Origin of the sequence: Hydrogenophaga sp. UC242_50 (assembly GCF_042697355.1) — a bacterium.
In the GTDB taxonomy this organism is placed as follows: domain Bacteria; phylum Pseudomonadota; class Gammaproteobacteria; order Burkholderiales; family Burkholderiaceae_C; genus Hydrogenophaga.
The window spans coordinates 774,782-789,023 of sequence record NZ_CP170553.1 but is presented as its reverse complement, the minus strand read 5'-3'; the positions used below and the strand labels follow the sequence as shown (position 1 = coordinate 789,023).

The following is a 14,242-nucleotide window of genomic DNA, read 5'->3' as shown; positions in this document are numbered from 1 at the left end:
CTCAGACCCAGCCTTCGAGCACCACCTTGCCGCGCGCCTTGCCCGATTCGATCAGGGCGTGGGCGCGCTTCAGATTCGCGGCGTTGATGGGGCCGAAGTGCTCGGCCAGCGTGGTGCGGATCAGGCCGGCATCGACCAGCGCGGCCACTTCGTTGAGCAGGCGGTGCTGGCCGATCATGTCGGCGGTGCCGAACAGCGCGCGGGTGAACATCAGCTCCCAGTGCACCGAGACCGACTTGCGCTTGAACTTCGTCACGTCCAGCGAGGCCGGGTCGTCGATCAGGCCGAACTGGCCCTGGGGCGCGATCGCCTCGACGATCTGATCGAAGTGCGCATCGGTCTGCGTGAGGCTCACGATGCGGTCCACCTGGGGAAAGCCGATGCGCTTCAATTCCGCGGCGATCGGCTGGCTGTGGTCAATCACGTGGTGCGCGCCGAGCGCCTTCACCCAGGCCTGCGTCTCGGGCCGCGAGGCGGTGCCGATGACGGTGAGACCGGTCAGCCGCGTGGCCAGCTGCGTGAGGATGGAGCCCACACCGCCCGAGGCTCCGATGATGAGCAGCGTGCCCGCGGTGGGCGACTTGCCGGGGGCGACACCCAGGCGGTCGAACAGCATTTCCCAGGCGGTGATGGCGGTGAGCGGCAGCGCCGCGGCCTGCGCGAAGTCGAGCGACTGGGGCATGCGGCCGACGATGCGCTCGTCCACCCGATGCAGCTCGCTGTTGGTGCCGGGGCGCGCGATGGAGCCGGCGTACCAGACGCGGTCGCCCGGCTGGAACAGCGTGACCTCCGGGCCCACGGCCTTGACGATGCCGCTGGCGTCCCAGCCCAGCACCTTGTGGGCCTCGCCCTCGGCCGGCGCGCCGCTCTTGCGCACCTTGGCGTCCACCGGGTTGACCGACACGGCTTTCACCTCGACCAGCAGGTCGCGGCCCGCTGCGCACGGGGTCGGGCAGGGTGATGTCGATCAGCGAATCGGCGGCGCTGATGGCCTGGGGCTTCTGGTATCCAACGGCTTTCATGGGGGTGCTTTCAATTGAGAAGGGAATAAGAAGGAACTCAGGCAGCGACAGCGTAGTCCGTGTAGCCGCGCGCGCCGCCGCCGAACAGCGTCGTCGGGTCGATCTCGGCCAGCGGCAGGTTGGCCGCGAGGCGCGCCGGCAGGTCGGGGTTGGCGATGAAGGAGCGGCCGAAGGCCACGAGGTCGGCCAGACCGGCCTGCAGGATGGCCTCGGCGCGCGGCGCGTCGTACTTGCCCGCGACGATCACGCGGCCCTGGTAGGCGCGGCGCAGTTCGCGGCGGAACGCTTCGGGCACCTGGCGCGCGTCGTCCCAGTCGGCTTCGGCCAGGTGGAGGTAGGCCAGGCCGATCTCGTCGAGCTGTTTGGCCAGGTGCAGGATGGTGGGCACGATCTCGGGGCAGTCCATGTTGCGCTGGGTGATGAAGGGCGCCAGCCGCATGCCGGTGCGCTCCGCGCCGGCCTCGCTGGCCACGGCGGCGGCCACCTCGGCGGCAAATCGCGTGCGCTGCGCCATGCCGCCGCCATACGCGTCGGTGCGGTGGTTCGAGGTGGTGCGCAGGAACTGGTCGATCAGGTAGCCGTTGGCGCCGTGGATCTCCACGCCGTCGAAACCGGCGCGCATGGCGTTGGCGGCGGCGCGGCGGTAGTCACCGATCGTGGCCTGGATGTCCTGCAGCGTCATGGCGCGCGGCACCGGGGCATCCACCATGCGGCCCACGCCGTCCTCGCCCATCACCCAGACCTTGGCGTCGGGCGAGAGGGCCGAGGGCGCCACCGGCAGGCCGTCGGCATGGAAGCTGGCGTGCGACATGCGGCCCACGTGCCACAGCTGCAGCACCATGCGCCCGCCCGCCGCATGCACCGCGTCGGTCACGCGGCGCCAGCCGTCCACCTGGGCTTCGCTGTGGATGCCGGGCGTGAAGCTGTAGCCCTGGCCCTGCGGCGAAATCTGGGTGGCTTCGGACACGATCAGGCCCGCGCCGGCGCGCTGCGCGTAATAAGTGCGATGAGCTCGTTGGGCACGTTGCCGGGCTGGCTGCTGCGGCTGCGCGTGAGCGGCGCCATCACCAGGCGGTTGGGCAGCTGCAGCGGGCCGAGTTCGAGGGGGCGGAACAGGGTGGAGGTCATGGTGGGCTTTCGGTGAAATGGGAATGAACGGATGGTCTCTCGATCCGTTCATTTGAAAAACCACCTGGCCTTTGAATGCATCTTCAAGCAGAATTTGAAGATCATGAAAGCCCTGCAGGACCTGGACATCTTCGTGCGCACCGTCGACAGCGGCAGCCTCTCGGCCACGGCGCGCGCGCTCGACCTCACGCCGGCCGCCACCAGCGCGGCGCTCAAGCGGCTGGAGGCCGAACTCGGCGTGCCGCTGTTCGTGCGCTCCACCCGCAGCCTGCGGCTCACGCAACAGGGCGAGCGCTTCCTGGAACAATGCCGCCCGGCGCTGGAGGCGCTGCAGCAGGCCAGCCAGCAGATCGGCGCGGGCGAGCAGGCCTTGCAAGGCGTGCTGCAGCTCGCCGCGCCGTCGGACCTCGGCCGCAACCTGCTGCTGCCCTGGCTCAACGAGTTCCAGGACACGCACCCGAAAGTGGACGTGCGCCTGCTGCTCTCGGACAGCATCGCCAACGTCTACAGCAACCCGGTGGACGCGGCCTTGCGCTACGGCAAGCCGCGCGACTCCAACCTGGTGGCCCTGCCGCTGGCGGCCTCGCACCGGCGCGTGCTGTGCGCCTCGCCGGCCTACCTCGCGCGCTACGGCGCGCCCGCCACGCCGCACGAGCTCAGCGGGCACGACTGCCTGTGCTTCATGCTCAACGACGAGGTGCACGACCGCTGGCGCTTCTCGCGCGGGGACGGCGAGGCTGAGATCACGGTGCGCGTGAAGAGCGTCAATGTCTCCAACGACGGCGACGCCGTGCGGCGCTGGGCCCTGCTGGGTAAGGGCATCGCCTACAAGTCGTTTTTCGACGTGGCCGACGACCTGGCGCAAGGCCGCCTGCAGGCCCTGTGCATCGACTGGACCACCGAAGCCGTGCCGCTGTTCCTCGTGCTGCCCAGCCGGCGCCAGCTCACACCGCTGATGCGCTGCCTGCGCGACTTCATCGCCGAGCGCACCGCGCCCTTGCTCGCTCAGGCGCCGGTCTGACGGTTCAGCCGCGCCAGCAGCTCGGCGCGGATGTCCTTCTTCATCACCTTGCCGACCTTGGAGCGCGGCAAGTCGGGCCAGACCTCGACCCGCTTGGGCGCCTTCACGCTGCCGATGCGCGCCTTCACGAAGGCGATGATCTCCTCGGGCTGCAGGCTGCGGCCCGCGTGCGGCTGCAGCACCGCCACCACCGCCTCGCCCCACTTCTCGTCGGGCAGGCCGATCACGGCGCTGTCCTGCACGTCGGGGTGCTGCATCAGCGCCTGCTCGACCTCGACCGAGTAGACGTTGAAGCCGCCGGTGATGATCATGTCCTTGGCACGGTCCACGATGTAGAGGAAACCGTCCGCGTCCAGGCGGCCGATGTCGCCGGTGTGGTGCCAGCCGAAGCGGCCGGCCTCGGCCGTGGCTTTCGGATCCTGGTAGTAGCCCATCATCACCAGCGAGCTGCGCACCACGATCTCGCCGGTCCCGCCCGGGGGCAGCAGCACGCCTTCGCTGTCCATGGTCGCCACCTGCACCAGCGGGCCGGGCCGCCCGGCGGACGAGAGGCGCTCGCGCGCCACGCTGCCGTCGGCGTGGAAGTGTTCGCGCGGCGACATCATGGAAATCATCATCGGCGCCTCGGTCTGGCCGAAGAGCTGCGCCATCACCGGGCCGATCTTGCTCAAGGCTTCTTCCAGCCGCGCGGCCGAGATCGGCGCGGCGCCGTACCAGAAGCACTGCAGCGAATCGAGCTGGGTCGTGGCGCAGCCGCTCGTGCTGCAGCAGCATGTAGATCAGCGTGGGCGGCAGGAAGGTGTGGGTGACGCGGTGGCGCTCGATCAGCGACAGGAACTCGCCCAGGTCGGGCTTGGGCATGATGACCACGCGCCCGCCCAGCGCCATCACCGGCAGGCACAACACGCCGGCCGCGTGCGTGAGCGGCGCGAGCGCGAGGTAGGTGGGCCGGCCGTCGAACGGGTAACCCATGAGCGTGAGCGCGCTCATGGTCTCCAGGTTGCGGCCCGAGAGCATCACGCCCTTCGGGCTGCCGGTGGTGCCGCCGGTGCCCGCGATCATGGCCAGGTCGTCCACCGGGAGCACCTCCACCGGCTCGTCGCTGGTGCCGTCGGCCCATTGCGCCCAGGAGGGCGCGAAGGGCAGCACGGCGTCGAGGCACACGTACACGCGCACCTTGGGCAGCTGCGCGCGCATCTGCTCGACCATGGGCGCGTAGGCGCTGTGGAAGATCAGGCAGCTGCAGTCGAAGGCGTCGAGCACGTAGCGGTTTTCCGAGGCCTCGTTGCGCGGGTTCACCGGGCACCACACGGCGCCCGCGCGCGAGATGCCGAACACGCAGGCAAAGGCCAGCGCGTCGTTGCTGGAGAGCACCGCCACCTTGGCGCCGGGGTCGATGCCGGTGCGCGCCAGCGCGCGCGCCACGCGGTGGCTGATGCGCCGCACGTCGTCGTAGCTCAGGTCCATGCCACCCATCGAGAGACAGGGCGCGTCCGGGCCGAGCATGGCCCCCTTGTCGAGGTAGTCGATCAGTCGCATGGAGGGGCCCGTTTCACACGTGCACGGTCAGCACCGGGGCCTGCACCAGGCCGAAGCCGCGCAACGCACCGAGCAGCTCGTGGTGGCCGAAGGCCTGGCAGCCCGAGGCGAAACCCACGCGCTTCGGTGGCTGCTGCAGCAGCCAGTTGGCGGCGAAGGCCTGCATCATCCCGGTCTGCTTGTAGTTGCAGTTGCCGAAGATGACGCAGTGCGCGCGACCCAGCGGGCCCGAGGCGTGCACCGAGTCGACCGACTTGTTGATGCGCGGGTTCTCGCGCGGCGGCATGGTGTTCATCACGCCGGCCGCGGTCTGCGCGAGCGCGGCGTAGCGGTCGTCGGGGTTCATGTCCTTGGTGGCTTCCAGCGCGGCGGCCACGATCAGCGGCACGCCCTGCATCAGCGGCTTGTTGAACACGCCGCCGAGCACCTTCACGTTCGCCACGCGCGGATCGCGCTTGAACCACACCGGGTGCGAGGTGCCGCCCCAGGGCAGGGCCAGCGCCATCTCGTGCTGGCCGGGAATCGCCAGCTGGTAGAGCCCGGCGTCGGGCTGCCATTCGACGAACTGGTTCTGCTGCAGGTGGTAGGCCTTGGCCATGGCGGCATTGACCAGGATGGTCTGCGTGGACGCGATGGTCGGGCTGCCGCCCCAGAACACCGCGATGTCCAGCGTGTCCAGGCCGGGCGTCTCCAGGCAGAGCTGCGCGGCGATCTCGCCGGTGGTGTACATCTGCGCCAGGCCGGGCGAGAGCAGCAGGCCGGCGTTGGCGAACTTCTCGCCGTACTGCTCGTCCAGCGTGATCAGCCAGTCCTGCTCGCCGGTGGTGTCGGTGTAGTGGCACTTCGCGGCCAGGCAGGCCTGCACCACCTCGGGGCCGAACTTCGCGAACGGGCCGACGGTGTTGAGCACCACCGAGGCGCCCTTGAAGAGCTCGGTGAGCGCCTTGACCGAGTGCTCGACCTCCACCACCTCGAAGCTCGCGGTCTCGATGCCGGGCACGTTGGCCTGCATGGCGGCGTTGAGCTTGTCGGCGCTGCGGCCGGCGGCGATGAAGGGGATGTTGTACTCGCGCAGGTACTCGCAGACCAGGCGGCCGGTGTAGCCGGAGGCGCCGTAGACGATGACGGGTTTCTTGCTGGTTTTGCTCATGGTGTTCTCCCGGTTCACATGCCCATGCCGCCGTCGACCGGCAGGCCCGCGCCGTTGATGAAGCGCGCCGCGTCCGAACAGAGGAAGACCACCGCGTCCGCCATGTCGCCCACCTCGCCCAGGCGGCCCGAGGGGGTCTGCTCGATGATCGCGCCCACCGCCGCGTCGGGCGAGGCGAACAGGCCGGCGGCCACCACGTCGGTGGCCAGCTTCATGCCCATCTCGGTCGGCACCAGGCCGGGGTAGATGCAGTTCACGCGCACGCCGTAGCCGAGTTTGCCGGCTTCCATCGCGGCCACGCGGGTGAGGCGGTCCACCGCCGACTTGGTGGCCGAGTAGCCCGCGATGGCGGGGAAGGCGATGGTGGCGGCGACCGACGAGATGTTCACCACCGCCCCACCCTGGCCGGCGGCGCCGTTGGGCCGCATGGCGCGGAAGGCGTGCTTGAGGCCCAGCGCCGTGCCGACGATGTTCACGTCCAGCATCTTGCGCAGCGACTCGGGCTCGATGTCGGCCACCAGCGCGGTGACCTCGATGCCGGCGTTGTTGATCAGGATGTCGAAGCCGCCCAGCGTGTCCACCGTGGCCTTCACGGCGGCCTGCCAGTCGGCCTCCTGCGTCACGTCGAGCTTCACGAAACCGGCTTTCGCGCCGCCGGTGACGGGCAGCTTGCCCGCCGTCTCCTGGCCGAGCGACGTGAGCACGTCGCCAATCATCACCGAGGCACCCGCTACCGCGAGCGCCTGTGCCATGCCTTCGCCGAGGCCGCGCGCGCCCCCGGTGACCAGGGCCTTGCGGCCGGTCAGATCGAACTTCGCCATGTTTGTCTCCTGGTGTGTGTGGACCGTGTTCTTCGAGGAACGGCTCCATGCTACGGAGCTTTCTTGACAAGTGTCAAGATTTTTCTTGACGACTGTCCAAATTCGAATGGCGCGGGCGGGCGGCCGTCCTTACAATGGCCCGATGAGCAAAGCGCCCCCCCGCAACGACAAGTTCAACGAACGCCGCGCCGAACTCGGCGAGGCCGCGCTGCAGACGCTGGCCGACCTGGGCTACGCGCGCACCAGCCTGCGCGAGATCGCGCAGAACTCGGCGTTCTCGCACGGCGTGCTGCACTACTACTTCACCGACAAGCTCGACCTGATCCTGTGCAGCGTGCGCCAGTACAAGGCGCGCTGCGTGACGCGCTACGACGAGGTCACGACGACCTCCACCCACTTCGAACAACTGCTCGACGGTTTTGCCGAGGCGCTGGGCGAGACGCTGCGCACCGAGACCACCATGCACCGGCTCTGGTACGACCTGCGCTCGCAGGCGCTGTTCGAGGAGGCGCTGCGCGACGACGTGGAGGCCATCGACAAGAGCCTGGAGAAAATGATCTGGCGCGTGATGCAGCGCCTCTCGGAGCTCGCGGGCGCGCCGGTGAAGGCGCCGAGCGAGGTGGCCTACGCCCTGCTCGACGGCCTGTTCCAGCAGGCCCTGCTCAAGCACCTCTCAGGCGACAGGAAGGCCATCGCCACCCTGCAGGCCGGCGTGCGCCTGGTGGTGCTGCAGATGATCGACGCGCCCGCCGCCGCCACGCCCCAGCGCGCGAAGAAGGCGCCCAAGCGCAAGCTCGCCATCGCCTGAGCCGGCGCTACGTCGTGGCCTTGAGGCCGGCCACGCCGACCAGGATCAGGCCCATGCAGGCGAGCCGGAACGGGTCGCCGCTCTCCCCCATCCAGGTGATGCCCGACAGCGCCACCGTCACGCAGCCCACGCCCACCCACACGGCGTAGGCGGTGCCCATGGGCAGGTCGCGCAGGGCCAGCGTCAGCAGGCCCAGGCTCAGCGCGACCACGCCGAGGCCGATCACGCTGGGCCAGAACACGGTGAACTCCTGCGAGCGCTTGAGCGCGATCAGCCACACCGGCTCCAGCAGGGCCGCGAAGAGCAGGATCAGCCAGGCGGTTTTTTCCTGAGAGGCGATCATGCGGCGTACCCCCCGTCGACGGCGATCGATGCGCCCGTGATGAAGCGCGCGCCGTCGCCGGCCAGGAAGGCCACCAGCGCCGCCACCTCGTGCGGCTCACCGTACCGGCCCAGCGCCACATGGGCGCGCTCGCCCTCGGCCTGCGGGCTGTCCGCCGGGTTCATGTCGGTGTTGATCGGGCCGGGCAGCACCAGGTTGGCCGTGATGCCGCGCGGCCCGAGGTCGCGCGCCAGGCCCTTGGTGAGGCCGACCAGCGCGGCCTTGCTCATCGCGTACAGGCTCCAGCCCGCCTCCGGCACGCGCTCCGAGAGGCAGCTGCCGATGCTGATCACGCTGCCGCCCGGCGCCATGTGCGGCACCGCGGCGCGCGTGGCGATCACCGTCGCGGCCATGTGCACGGCGACCAGCGCGTCGAGCTGCGCATCGGTGGTCTCGTCGATGGCGCCACCGGCGTAGATGCCCGCGTTGTTGACCAGGATGTCCAGCCGGCCGTGCACCTCGCGCGCGCGGCCCACCGCGGCGGCCAGGGCCAGGCGGTCCGCGCTGTCGGCCTGGATGGCGCTGCAGCGCACGCCCTCGGCCACGATGGCGTCGTGGGTGCGCTGCGCCTGCGCCGAGGCGTGCTGGTGGGTGAACGCCACCTCGGCGCCGTGCTGCGCGAGCTGGCGCGCGATGGCCGCGCCGATGCCCCGGCTGCCGCCGGTGACGAACGCCACTTTGCCCTGGAGCGGTTTCATGTCGAGTCCTTTTCGTAGTGATGACTTCAAAATGGTAGAAAGGCGGACCGGTTCGCGTCCGGCCCGAATTCTTCGACCACTCATACAGAAAGGAAACGCCATCGCGCCCGAGGTCGCCCACCCGGTTTCACGCGCGATGCCGTGCTCGCCAAGGCCATGCTGGTGTTCTGGGACCGCGGCTACGACGGCACGTCCATCGCCGACCTCACCACGGCCATGGGCATCAACCCGCCCAGCCTCTACGCGGCCTTCGGCTCCAAGGAAGCGCTGTTCCGCGAGGCGGTGGACCTCTACGAGCGCACGGAAAACCCCGAGGCCGAGCTGGCGCTGACCGACGAGCCCACGGCCTTCGAGGCCATCGCGGCCATGCTGCGCAGCCACGCCATCGCCTACGTGAACCCGAGCCGGCCCAGCGGCTGCATGGTGGTGCTCGGCGCCACCGTGGGCGTGCCGGCCAACGAGAAGGTGCGCGCCCACCTGCGCGAGCTGCGCCTGCGCGCGCAGGACGCGATCCAGCACCGCATCGAGTGCGGCATCGCCGACGGCGACGTGCCGCCGCAGGTCGACTCGGCGCTGCTCGCGATGTACTACACCACGGTGCTCGAGGGCCTGTCGATGCAGGCGCGCGACGGCATGGGCGAGGAACAGCTGCTGCGCATCGTTGACTGCGCGATGGCCTCGTGGCGCAGCTCGGTGGTGGTGGCGTCGAAGCGTTAGCGCCGGGCGCGGTTGCGCCGTTGATCGGGTGAAATATGACGATCATCATATTGACGGCTACAATCCCGCCACCATGGAAATCGCGCCCAACCGCAAGGCCCTCACGCACGAACGCATCGTGGACACCGCGTCGCGGGCGATCCGCCGCGCGGGTTTCCAGGGCGTGGGCGTGGCCGACATCATGAAAGAGGCCGGCCTGACCCACGGCGGCTTCTACGCCCACTTCGCCTCGCGCGACGCGCTGCTGGCCGAGGCCCTGGCGCACGCCGGGCAGCAGAGCGCGGCGCGCATCGCCAAGGGCAACGCCGCGCGCGAGGCCGAGGGTGCGAGCCCCCTGCGCGCGCTGGTGGACGGTTACCTGTCGGAGCGCCACCTGAGCGGCACCGAAAACGGTTGCGCGGTCGCGGCCCTGGTGTCGGAGATGCCGCGCCAGTCGCCCGATGTGCGCGCCGCCGCCGCCGAGCGCGTGCGCGGCCTGGTGTCGGCGGTCGAGCGCGCGCTGCCCGAGGGCGCGGCCCCTGGCCTGGCCGCCGCCATCGCCAGCCAGCTGGTGGGCGCGCTGCAGCTGGCGCGCGCGCTGGGCGACAACGCCGAGGGCAAGGCCCTGCTGGCCGACAACCGCCGCGCCCTGCTGGCGCGGCACGACGTTTCTTCTTCCCCTTCCACCTGAACCCTGCCGGCTTTCATGTGCCCCGTTTTGCTTCGCCCACAAATATGACGATCGTCATATTCACCTTGTCTCCCTTCCTTCATTGACTGGACTTTCACCATGCAGCTTCACAACGCCACCGTTCTCATCACCGGCGCCAACCGGGGCATCGGCCTGGCCTTCGCGCGCGAGGCGCTGGCGCGCGGCGCGCGCAAGGTCTACGCCGGGGCGCGCAACCCGGCCAGCGTGACGCTGCCGGGCGTGGAGCCGATCGCGCTGGACGTGACCGACCCGGCGGCGGTCGCCGCCGCGGCGCGCCACGCGAGCGACGTGACGCTGGTGGTCAACAACGCCGGCATCGCTTCGCTGGGCGGCTTCCTCGCCGATGGGGCTGAGGCCTCGGCGCGCGCGCACCTGGAGACCAACTTCTTCGGCCTGCTGCGCGTGAGCCAGGCCTTCGCGCCGGTGCTCGCGGCCAACGGCGGCGGCGCGCTGCTCAACGTGCTGTCGATCGCGAGCTGGATCAACTCGCCCATGCTGTCGGTCTACGGCGCGAGCAAGTCCGCCGCCTGGGCGCTCACGAACGGGCTGCGCCACGACCTGCGCGCGCAGGGCACGCAGGTGCTGGGCCTGCACATGGGTTTCGTGGACACCGACCTCACGCGCGGCATCGAGATGCCCAAGTCCACGCCCGAGGCCATCGTGCGCCGCGCCTTCGACGCGCTGGAAGCCGGTGCCGAGGAGGTGCTGGGCGACGAGCTCACGCAGCAGGTCAAACGCGGCCTCTCGGCCGAACCCGGCATCTACCTGCGCGATGCGCGCGCCTGAGCGGAGCCCCCCCATGAGCGCTGTCCTGCCCGTCGACGCACCGCGCGCCGACCCCGCCCAGACCCGCGTGCAGCAGATGCTGCACGCGCCGCTGCTGCCCACGCTGTTCCGGCTGCGCGCGCCCAATGTGATGGGCCTGTTCGCCATGACCATCGTGATCGGCTACGACGGCTACATCCTCGGGTTGGTGGGGGCGGACGCGCTCGCCGGCATCGCGCTGGTGTTCCCCTTGTCGATGCTGATGCTGCAGATGTCGGCCGGTGGCATCGGCGGCGCGACCACCGCCGCCGTGGCGCGCGCGCTGGGCGCGGGCCGGCGCGAGGACGCGAGCCGGCTGGCGCAGCAGGCCTTGTTGATCGCCGCGCTGCTGGCAGTGCTGTTCATGGCGGCCATGCTCGGCGGCGGGCGCGGCATCTTCGCCGCCATGGGTGGGCGCGGGCCGGCGCTGGAGGCGGCGCTGGCGTATTCGAACGCGCTGTTCGCGGGCGCCGCGGTGATCTGGTTCACCAACGTGCTGGCCGCCGTGGTGCGCGGCGCGGGCAACATGCTGCTGCCCTCGCTGCTGCTGGTGGCCACCGCGCTGATGCACCTGGGCCTGAGCCCGCTGCTGGTGTTCGGCTGGGGCCTGGTGCCGGGCATCGGCGTGGCCGGCGCGGCCCTGAGCACGCTCACGGTGAACGCGCTGTCGGCCCTGGTGATGGTGGCCTGGCTGCTGCGCCGCGACGGCGCGGTGCACCTGGGGCGCACACCGTGGTGGCCCCAGCGCTCGCTGTGGCGCGAGATCCTGCGCGTGGGCCTGCCGGCCTCGCTCAGCCCGGTGATCAGCAACGCCTCCATCGCGGTGCGCACGGCGTTCGTGGGCCACTACGGCACTGCCGCGCTCGCGGGCTATGGCGTGGCGGCGCGACTCGAGTACATCCTGGTGCCGATCGCGTTCGGCTTCGGCACCGCGCTGACCGCGATGGTCGCGACCAACATGGGCGCGGGGCAGGCCCCGCGCGCGGTGCGCGTGGCCTGGGCCGGTGGCGCGGTGGTGGCGGCCATCACGGGCGCCATCGGCGTGGCGACCGCGATCGCACCCGGGCTGTGGATGAACCTCTTCACGCAGGACGCCGCGGTGCTGGCCTTCGGCGCCAGCTACCTGAACATCGTCGGCGGCTGCTACGGCTTCTTCGGCCTGGGCCTGGCGCTGTTCTTCGCTTCGCAGGGCGCGGGCCGCATGTTCTGGCCGCTCGCGGGCAGCATGGGCCGCCTCGTCATCCTCGGGGTGGGCGGCTGGCTCTGCGTGCATGTGTTCCAGACCTCGGCCAGCGGCCTGTTCGCGGTGGTCGCGCTCAGCCTGGTCGTTTATGGTTCCACCCTGGCGATCGCGATCCGGCTGGGCAGCTGGACGCGTTGAGCCCCTCGCCCTTTCATTCCAAAAGACAGGAGACCCGCATGACCGATCTCACCGAACAATTCAACCAGCGCGGCGTGGGCAAGCTGCCGGGCCATCTCGGCCTGGTCTTCACGCAGGTGAGCCCGCAGGAGGTGCGCGCCGAACTCGCCGTGCAGCCCCACACCATGGCACCCAATGGTTTCCTGCACGCGGGCAGCGTGGTCACGCTGGCCGACACGGCCTGCGGCTACGGCTGCGTGGCGAACCTGCCCAAGGAGGCCAACGGCTTCACCACCATCGAGCTCAAGAGCAACCACCTGGGCACGGCGCTGGAAGGCACCATCGACTGCGCTGCGCAAAACCCGCGCACCTGGGCCGCACCACGCAGGTGTGGGACGCGGTGGTCACGCACCGCGAGACGGGCAAGACGATTGCCCTGTTCCGCTGCACGCAGATGGTGCTGTACCCCAAGGCGGCGGGCTGAGCGCGCACCGGGTTGAATCCAGTGGCGGGATGAGCGCGTATCCAGTGGGCAAGCCAACGCCGGCACCGCCGGCACAACCCCAAGGAGCCTCCCATGAAACTCGCCCGCCTCTCCCTCATCGCCCTGGCCCTCTCCACCGCCTGCGCCGGCATGGCGCTGGCCGCCGACGCTGCGTCGCCCAAGACGCGCGACCAGGTGCGCGCCGAACTCGCCGAAGCGCAGCGCAACGGCACGCTGATCGCCGATCGCCAGACCGGTGCCACCTACCGCGACCTGAACCCTGGCCGCTACGCCACCATGCCCATGGCATCGATGAAGACCCGCGCCGACGTGCGGGCCGAGCTGCGCACCGCCTGGGCGCGTGGTGAGCTGGTGGCCGACGGCCAGACCGGCATCACCTACCGCGAACAGGCGCCGCACCGCTACATGACGCAGACCCTGGTGGTGGTCCAGCGCTGAACGGCCCGCCCACCGGAGCCCCGGCGTCTTTCAGCGATGTCGGGGCTTCGGCGCATGGGGTGCGCGCCGCGCTACAGTTCAACCCCATGCCCCGCATTGCTGTCATCGACTTCGAAACCACCGGCATCTCGCCCACCATGGGCGACCGCGCCACCGAGGTGGCGCATCGTCATCACCGAACAGGGGCGCGTGGTGGACCGCTACCAGAGCCTGATGAACGCGGGCGTGCGCATCCCGTCTTTCATCACGCAGCTGACCGGCATCACCAACGCCATGATCGAGACCGCGCCACCGGCCGACACCGTGATGCGCGAGGCCGCGCGTTTCGTGGGCGAGGTGCCCATGGTGGCGCACAACGCGGCGTTCGACCGCCGCTTCTGGACAGCCGAGCTCGAGCGCGCCGGCGCGCCGGCGCCGCAACCCTTTGCCTGCACCGTGCTGCTCTCGCGCCGGCTCTACCCCGAGGCGCCGAGCCACAAGCTGGGTTCACTGGTGGATTTTTTTCGGCTGCCGCGCACCGGTCAGGCACACCGGGCCTTGGCCGACGCCGAGATGGCGGCCGAGCTGCTGGGCCGCATCCAGCACGACCTGCGCGCACGCCATGGTGTGGACGAGCCCGATCACGGTTTTCTGATGGCCCTGCAGCGCTGCACGCGCGCCGCCCTGCCTCGTTTCATCCAGACGCACACACAGCGCCCGGATGCGCAGGCCCTCAAACCACGCGCAGCTTGATCGGCCCCAGCGACCAGGGCTGCCAGTTCATCGCCACGTACGAGGTGGTCTTGTGCACGCTGTTGTCGTAGGCGCCGGCCATGTAGGACAGCTCGGCGCTGGTGCGGTACTCGGCGCCCAGGCCCAGGTTGTTCTCGTTGTAGCCGTTGTGGCGGGCAAAGTGGCGCGAGAAGCCGCCCACGTTGATCCAGACCTCGTTCTTGAAAGGCTCCAGCACCATCGCGGGCGGGTCGCTGGGCGCGGTCGTCTGCGCCAGGGCCGGGCCGCTGCCCAGGCACACTGCCACGAGTCCGAGGTAAAAGGTCTTCATCGTCCTGTCCATCTTCCATCGCCCACGCGGTGGGGCTGTCTCTGTCTATCTCGACCGCGCGCTTCGGCGCCTGAAACCGCCCATGCCCCAGAATCCACCGAACGTGACCTTTTTGC

13 protein-coding genes and 5 pseudogenes are annotated in these 14,242 nt (G+C 70.2%); 9 read left to right on the top strand and 9 right to left on the bottom strand.

Translation table 11 applies throughout. The annotated features are described in order from the left end of the window. Window position 1: 1 nt before the first annotated feature. Window positions 2-1,022 (bottom strand): annotated as a pseudogene (locus tag ACFJGX_RS04090) (zinc-binding alcohol dehydrogenase family protein). Window positions 1,023-1,059: 37 nt separating this feature from the next. Then, window positions 1,060-2,150, bottom strand: a pseudogene (locus ACFJGX_RS04085) (alkene reductase). A gap of 103 nt (window positions 2,151-2,253) precedes the next feature. Here ACFJGX_RS04085 and ACFJGX_RS04080 point away from each other — a divergent pair. Continuing rightward, window positions 2,254-3,171 (top strand): LysR family transcriptional regulator, encoded by a 918-nt coding sequence (locus ACFJGX_RS04080; protein WP_382322618.1) that lies wholly within the window; start codon window positions 2,254-2,256, stop codon window positions 3,169-3,171. Here ACFJGX_RS04080 and ACFJGX_RS04075 read toward each other — a convergent pair. From ACFJGX_RS04075 to ACFJGX_RS04060, 4 genes and pseudogenes are all read right to left on the bottom strand, one after another. Next, window positions 3,156-3,854: an AMP-binding protein gene (locus tag ACFJGX_RS04075; RefSeq protein ID WP_382328598.1), complete on the bottom strand. Its 699-nt coding sequence runs from the start codon at window positions 3,852-3,854 to the stop codon at window positions 3,156-3,158. The two genes, ACFJGX_RS04080 and ACFJGX_RS04075, sit on opposite strands and share 16 nt — an antisense overlap. Before the next feature lie 124 nt (window positions 3,855-3,978). Next, window positions 3,979-4,638 (bottom strand): annotated as a pseudogene (locus ACFJGX_RS04070) (AMP-binding protein); the annotation flags it as partial. 85 nt (window positions 4,639-4,723) lie between these two features. Next, entirely contained in the window at window positions 4,724-5,860 is a 1,137-nt protein-coding gene (locus ACFJGX_RS04065; RefSeq protein WP_382327797.1) for a DUF5938 domain-containing protein, read from the bottom strand. 14 nt (window positions 5,861-5,874) lie between these two features. Continuing rightward, window positions 5,875-6,681: an SDR family NAD(P)-dependent oxidoreductase gene (locus tag ACFJGX_RS04060; protein WP_382322621.1), complete on the bottom strand. Its 807-nt coding sequence runs from the start codon at window positions 6,679-6,681 to the stop codon at window positions 5,875-5,877. A gap of 142 nt (window positions 6,682-6,823) precedes the next feature. Between ACFJGX_RS04060 and ACFJGX_RS04055 the strand changes: the two genes are divergently transcribed. Further along, complete coding sequence (locus ACFJGX_RS04055) at window positions 6,824-7,489, top strand: TetR/AcrR family transcriptional regulator (RefSeq protein ID WP_382322622.1); 666 nt, start codon at window positions 6,824-6,826, stop codon at window positions 7,487-7,489. Window positions 7,490-7,496: 7 nt separating this feature from the next. Here the strand turns inward: ACFJGX_RS04055 and ACFJGX_RS04050 are convergent, their stop codons facing one another. Together ACFJGX_RS04050 and ACFJGX_RS04045 are read right to left on the bottom strand one after the other, a co-directional pair. Continuing rightward, window positions 7,497-7,832 (bottom strand): multidrug efflux SMR transporter, encoded by a 336-nt coding sequence (locus ACFJGX_RS04050; RefSeq protein WP_291111674.1) that lies wholly within the window; start codon window positions 7,830-7,832, stop codon window positions 7,497-7,499. After that, window positions 7,829-8,569 (bottom strand): SDR family NAD(P)-dependent oxidoreductase, encoded by a 741-nt coding sequence (locus ACFJGX_RS04045; protein ID WP_382322623.1) that lies wholly within the window; start codon window positions 8,567-8,569, stop codon window positions 7,829-7,831. Before ACFJGX_RS04045 ends, ACFJGX_RS04050 begins: the two co-directional genes overlap by 4 nt. 141 nt (window positions 8,570-8,710) lie before the next feature. On the opposite strand from ACFJGX_RS04045, the gene ACFJGX_RS04040 reads away from it, so the two are divergent. The 7 genes and pseudogenes from ACFJGX_RS04040 to ACFJGX_RS04010 all read left to right on the top strand — a co-directional run bounded on the left by ACFJGX_RS04040 (window position 8,711) and on the right by ACFJGX_RS04010 (window position 13,816). Then, window positions 8,711-9,286, top strand: a complete 576-nt coding sequence (locus ACFJGX_RS04040; RefSeq protein WP_382327795.1) for a TetR/AcrR family transcriptional regulator — start codon at window positions 8,711-8,713, stop codon at window positions 9,284-9,286. Window positions 9,287-9,359: 73 nt separating this feature from the next. Further along, window positions 9,360-9,956, top strand: coding sequence for a TetR/AcrR family transcriptional regulator (locus tag ACFJGX_RS04035; protein WP_382322625.1), 597 nt, complete (start codon window positions 9,360-9,362; stop codon window positions 9,954-9,956). Window positions 9,957-10,055: 99 nt separating this feature from the next. Continuing rightward, window positions 10,056-10,763 (top strand): SDR family oxidoreductase, encoded by a 708-nt coding sequence (locus ACFJGX_RS04030; RefSeq protein ID WP_382322626.1) that lies wholly within the window; start codon window positions 10,056-10,058, stop codon window positions 10,761-10,763. Between the two features lie 13 nt (window positions 10,764-10,776). After that, a complete protein-coding gene (locus ACFJGX_RS04025) occupies window positions 10,777-12,162 on the top strand; it encodes an MATE family efflux transporter (protein WP_382327793.1) in 1,386 nt (461 codons plus the stop codon). Window positions 12,163-12,200: 38 nt separating this feature from the next. Beyond that, window positions 12,201-12,625: pseudogene (locus tag ACFJGX_RS04020) on the top strand (PaaI family thioesterase). A 93-nt stretch (window positions 12,626-12,718) separates the two neighbouring features. Continuing rightward, a complete protein-coding gene (locus tag ACFJGX_RS04015; RefSeq protein ID WP_382322629.1) occupies window positions 12,719-13,084 on the top strand; it encodes a DUF4148 domain-containing protein in 366 nt (121 codons plus the stop codon). A gap of 86 nt (window positions 13,085-13,170) precedes the next feature. Next, window positions 13,171-13,816 (top strand): annotated as a pseudogene (locus tag ACFJGX_RS04010) (PolC-type DNA polymerase III). Here the strand turns inward: ACFJGX_RS04010 and ACFJGX_RS04005 are convergent. After that, the gene (locus ACFJGX_RS04005; protein ID WP_382322631.1) at window positions 13,797-14,126 is read right to left on the bottom strand and encodes a hypothetical protein; all 330 of its coding nucleotides are present in this window, start codon (window positions 14,124-14,126) and stop codon (window positions 13,797-13,799) included. The pseudogene ACFJGX_RS04010 and the gene ACFJGX_RS04005 sit on opposite strands and share 20 nt — an antisense overlap. Window positions 14,127-14,242: the final 116 nt, after the last annotated feature.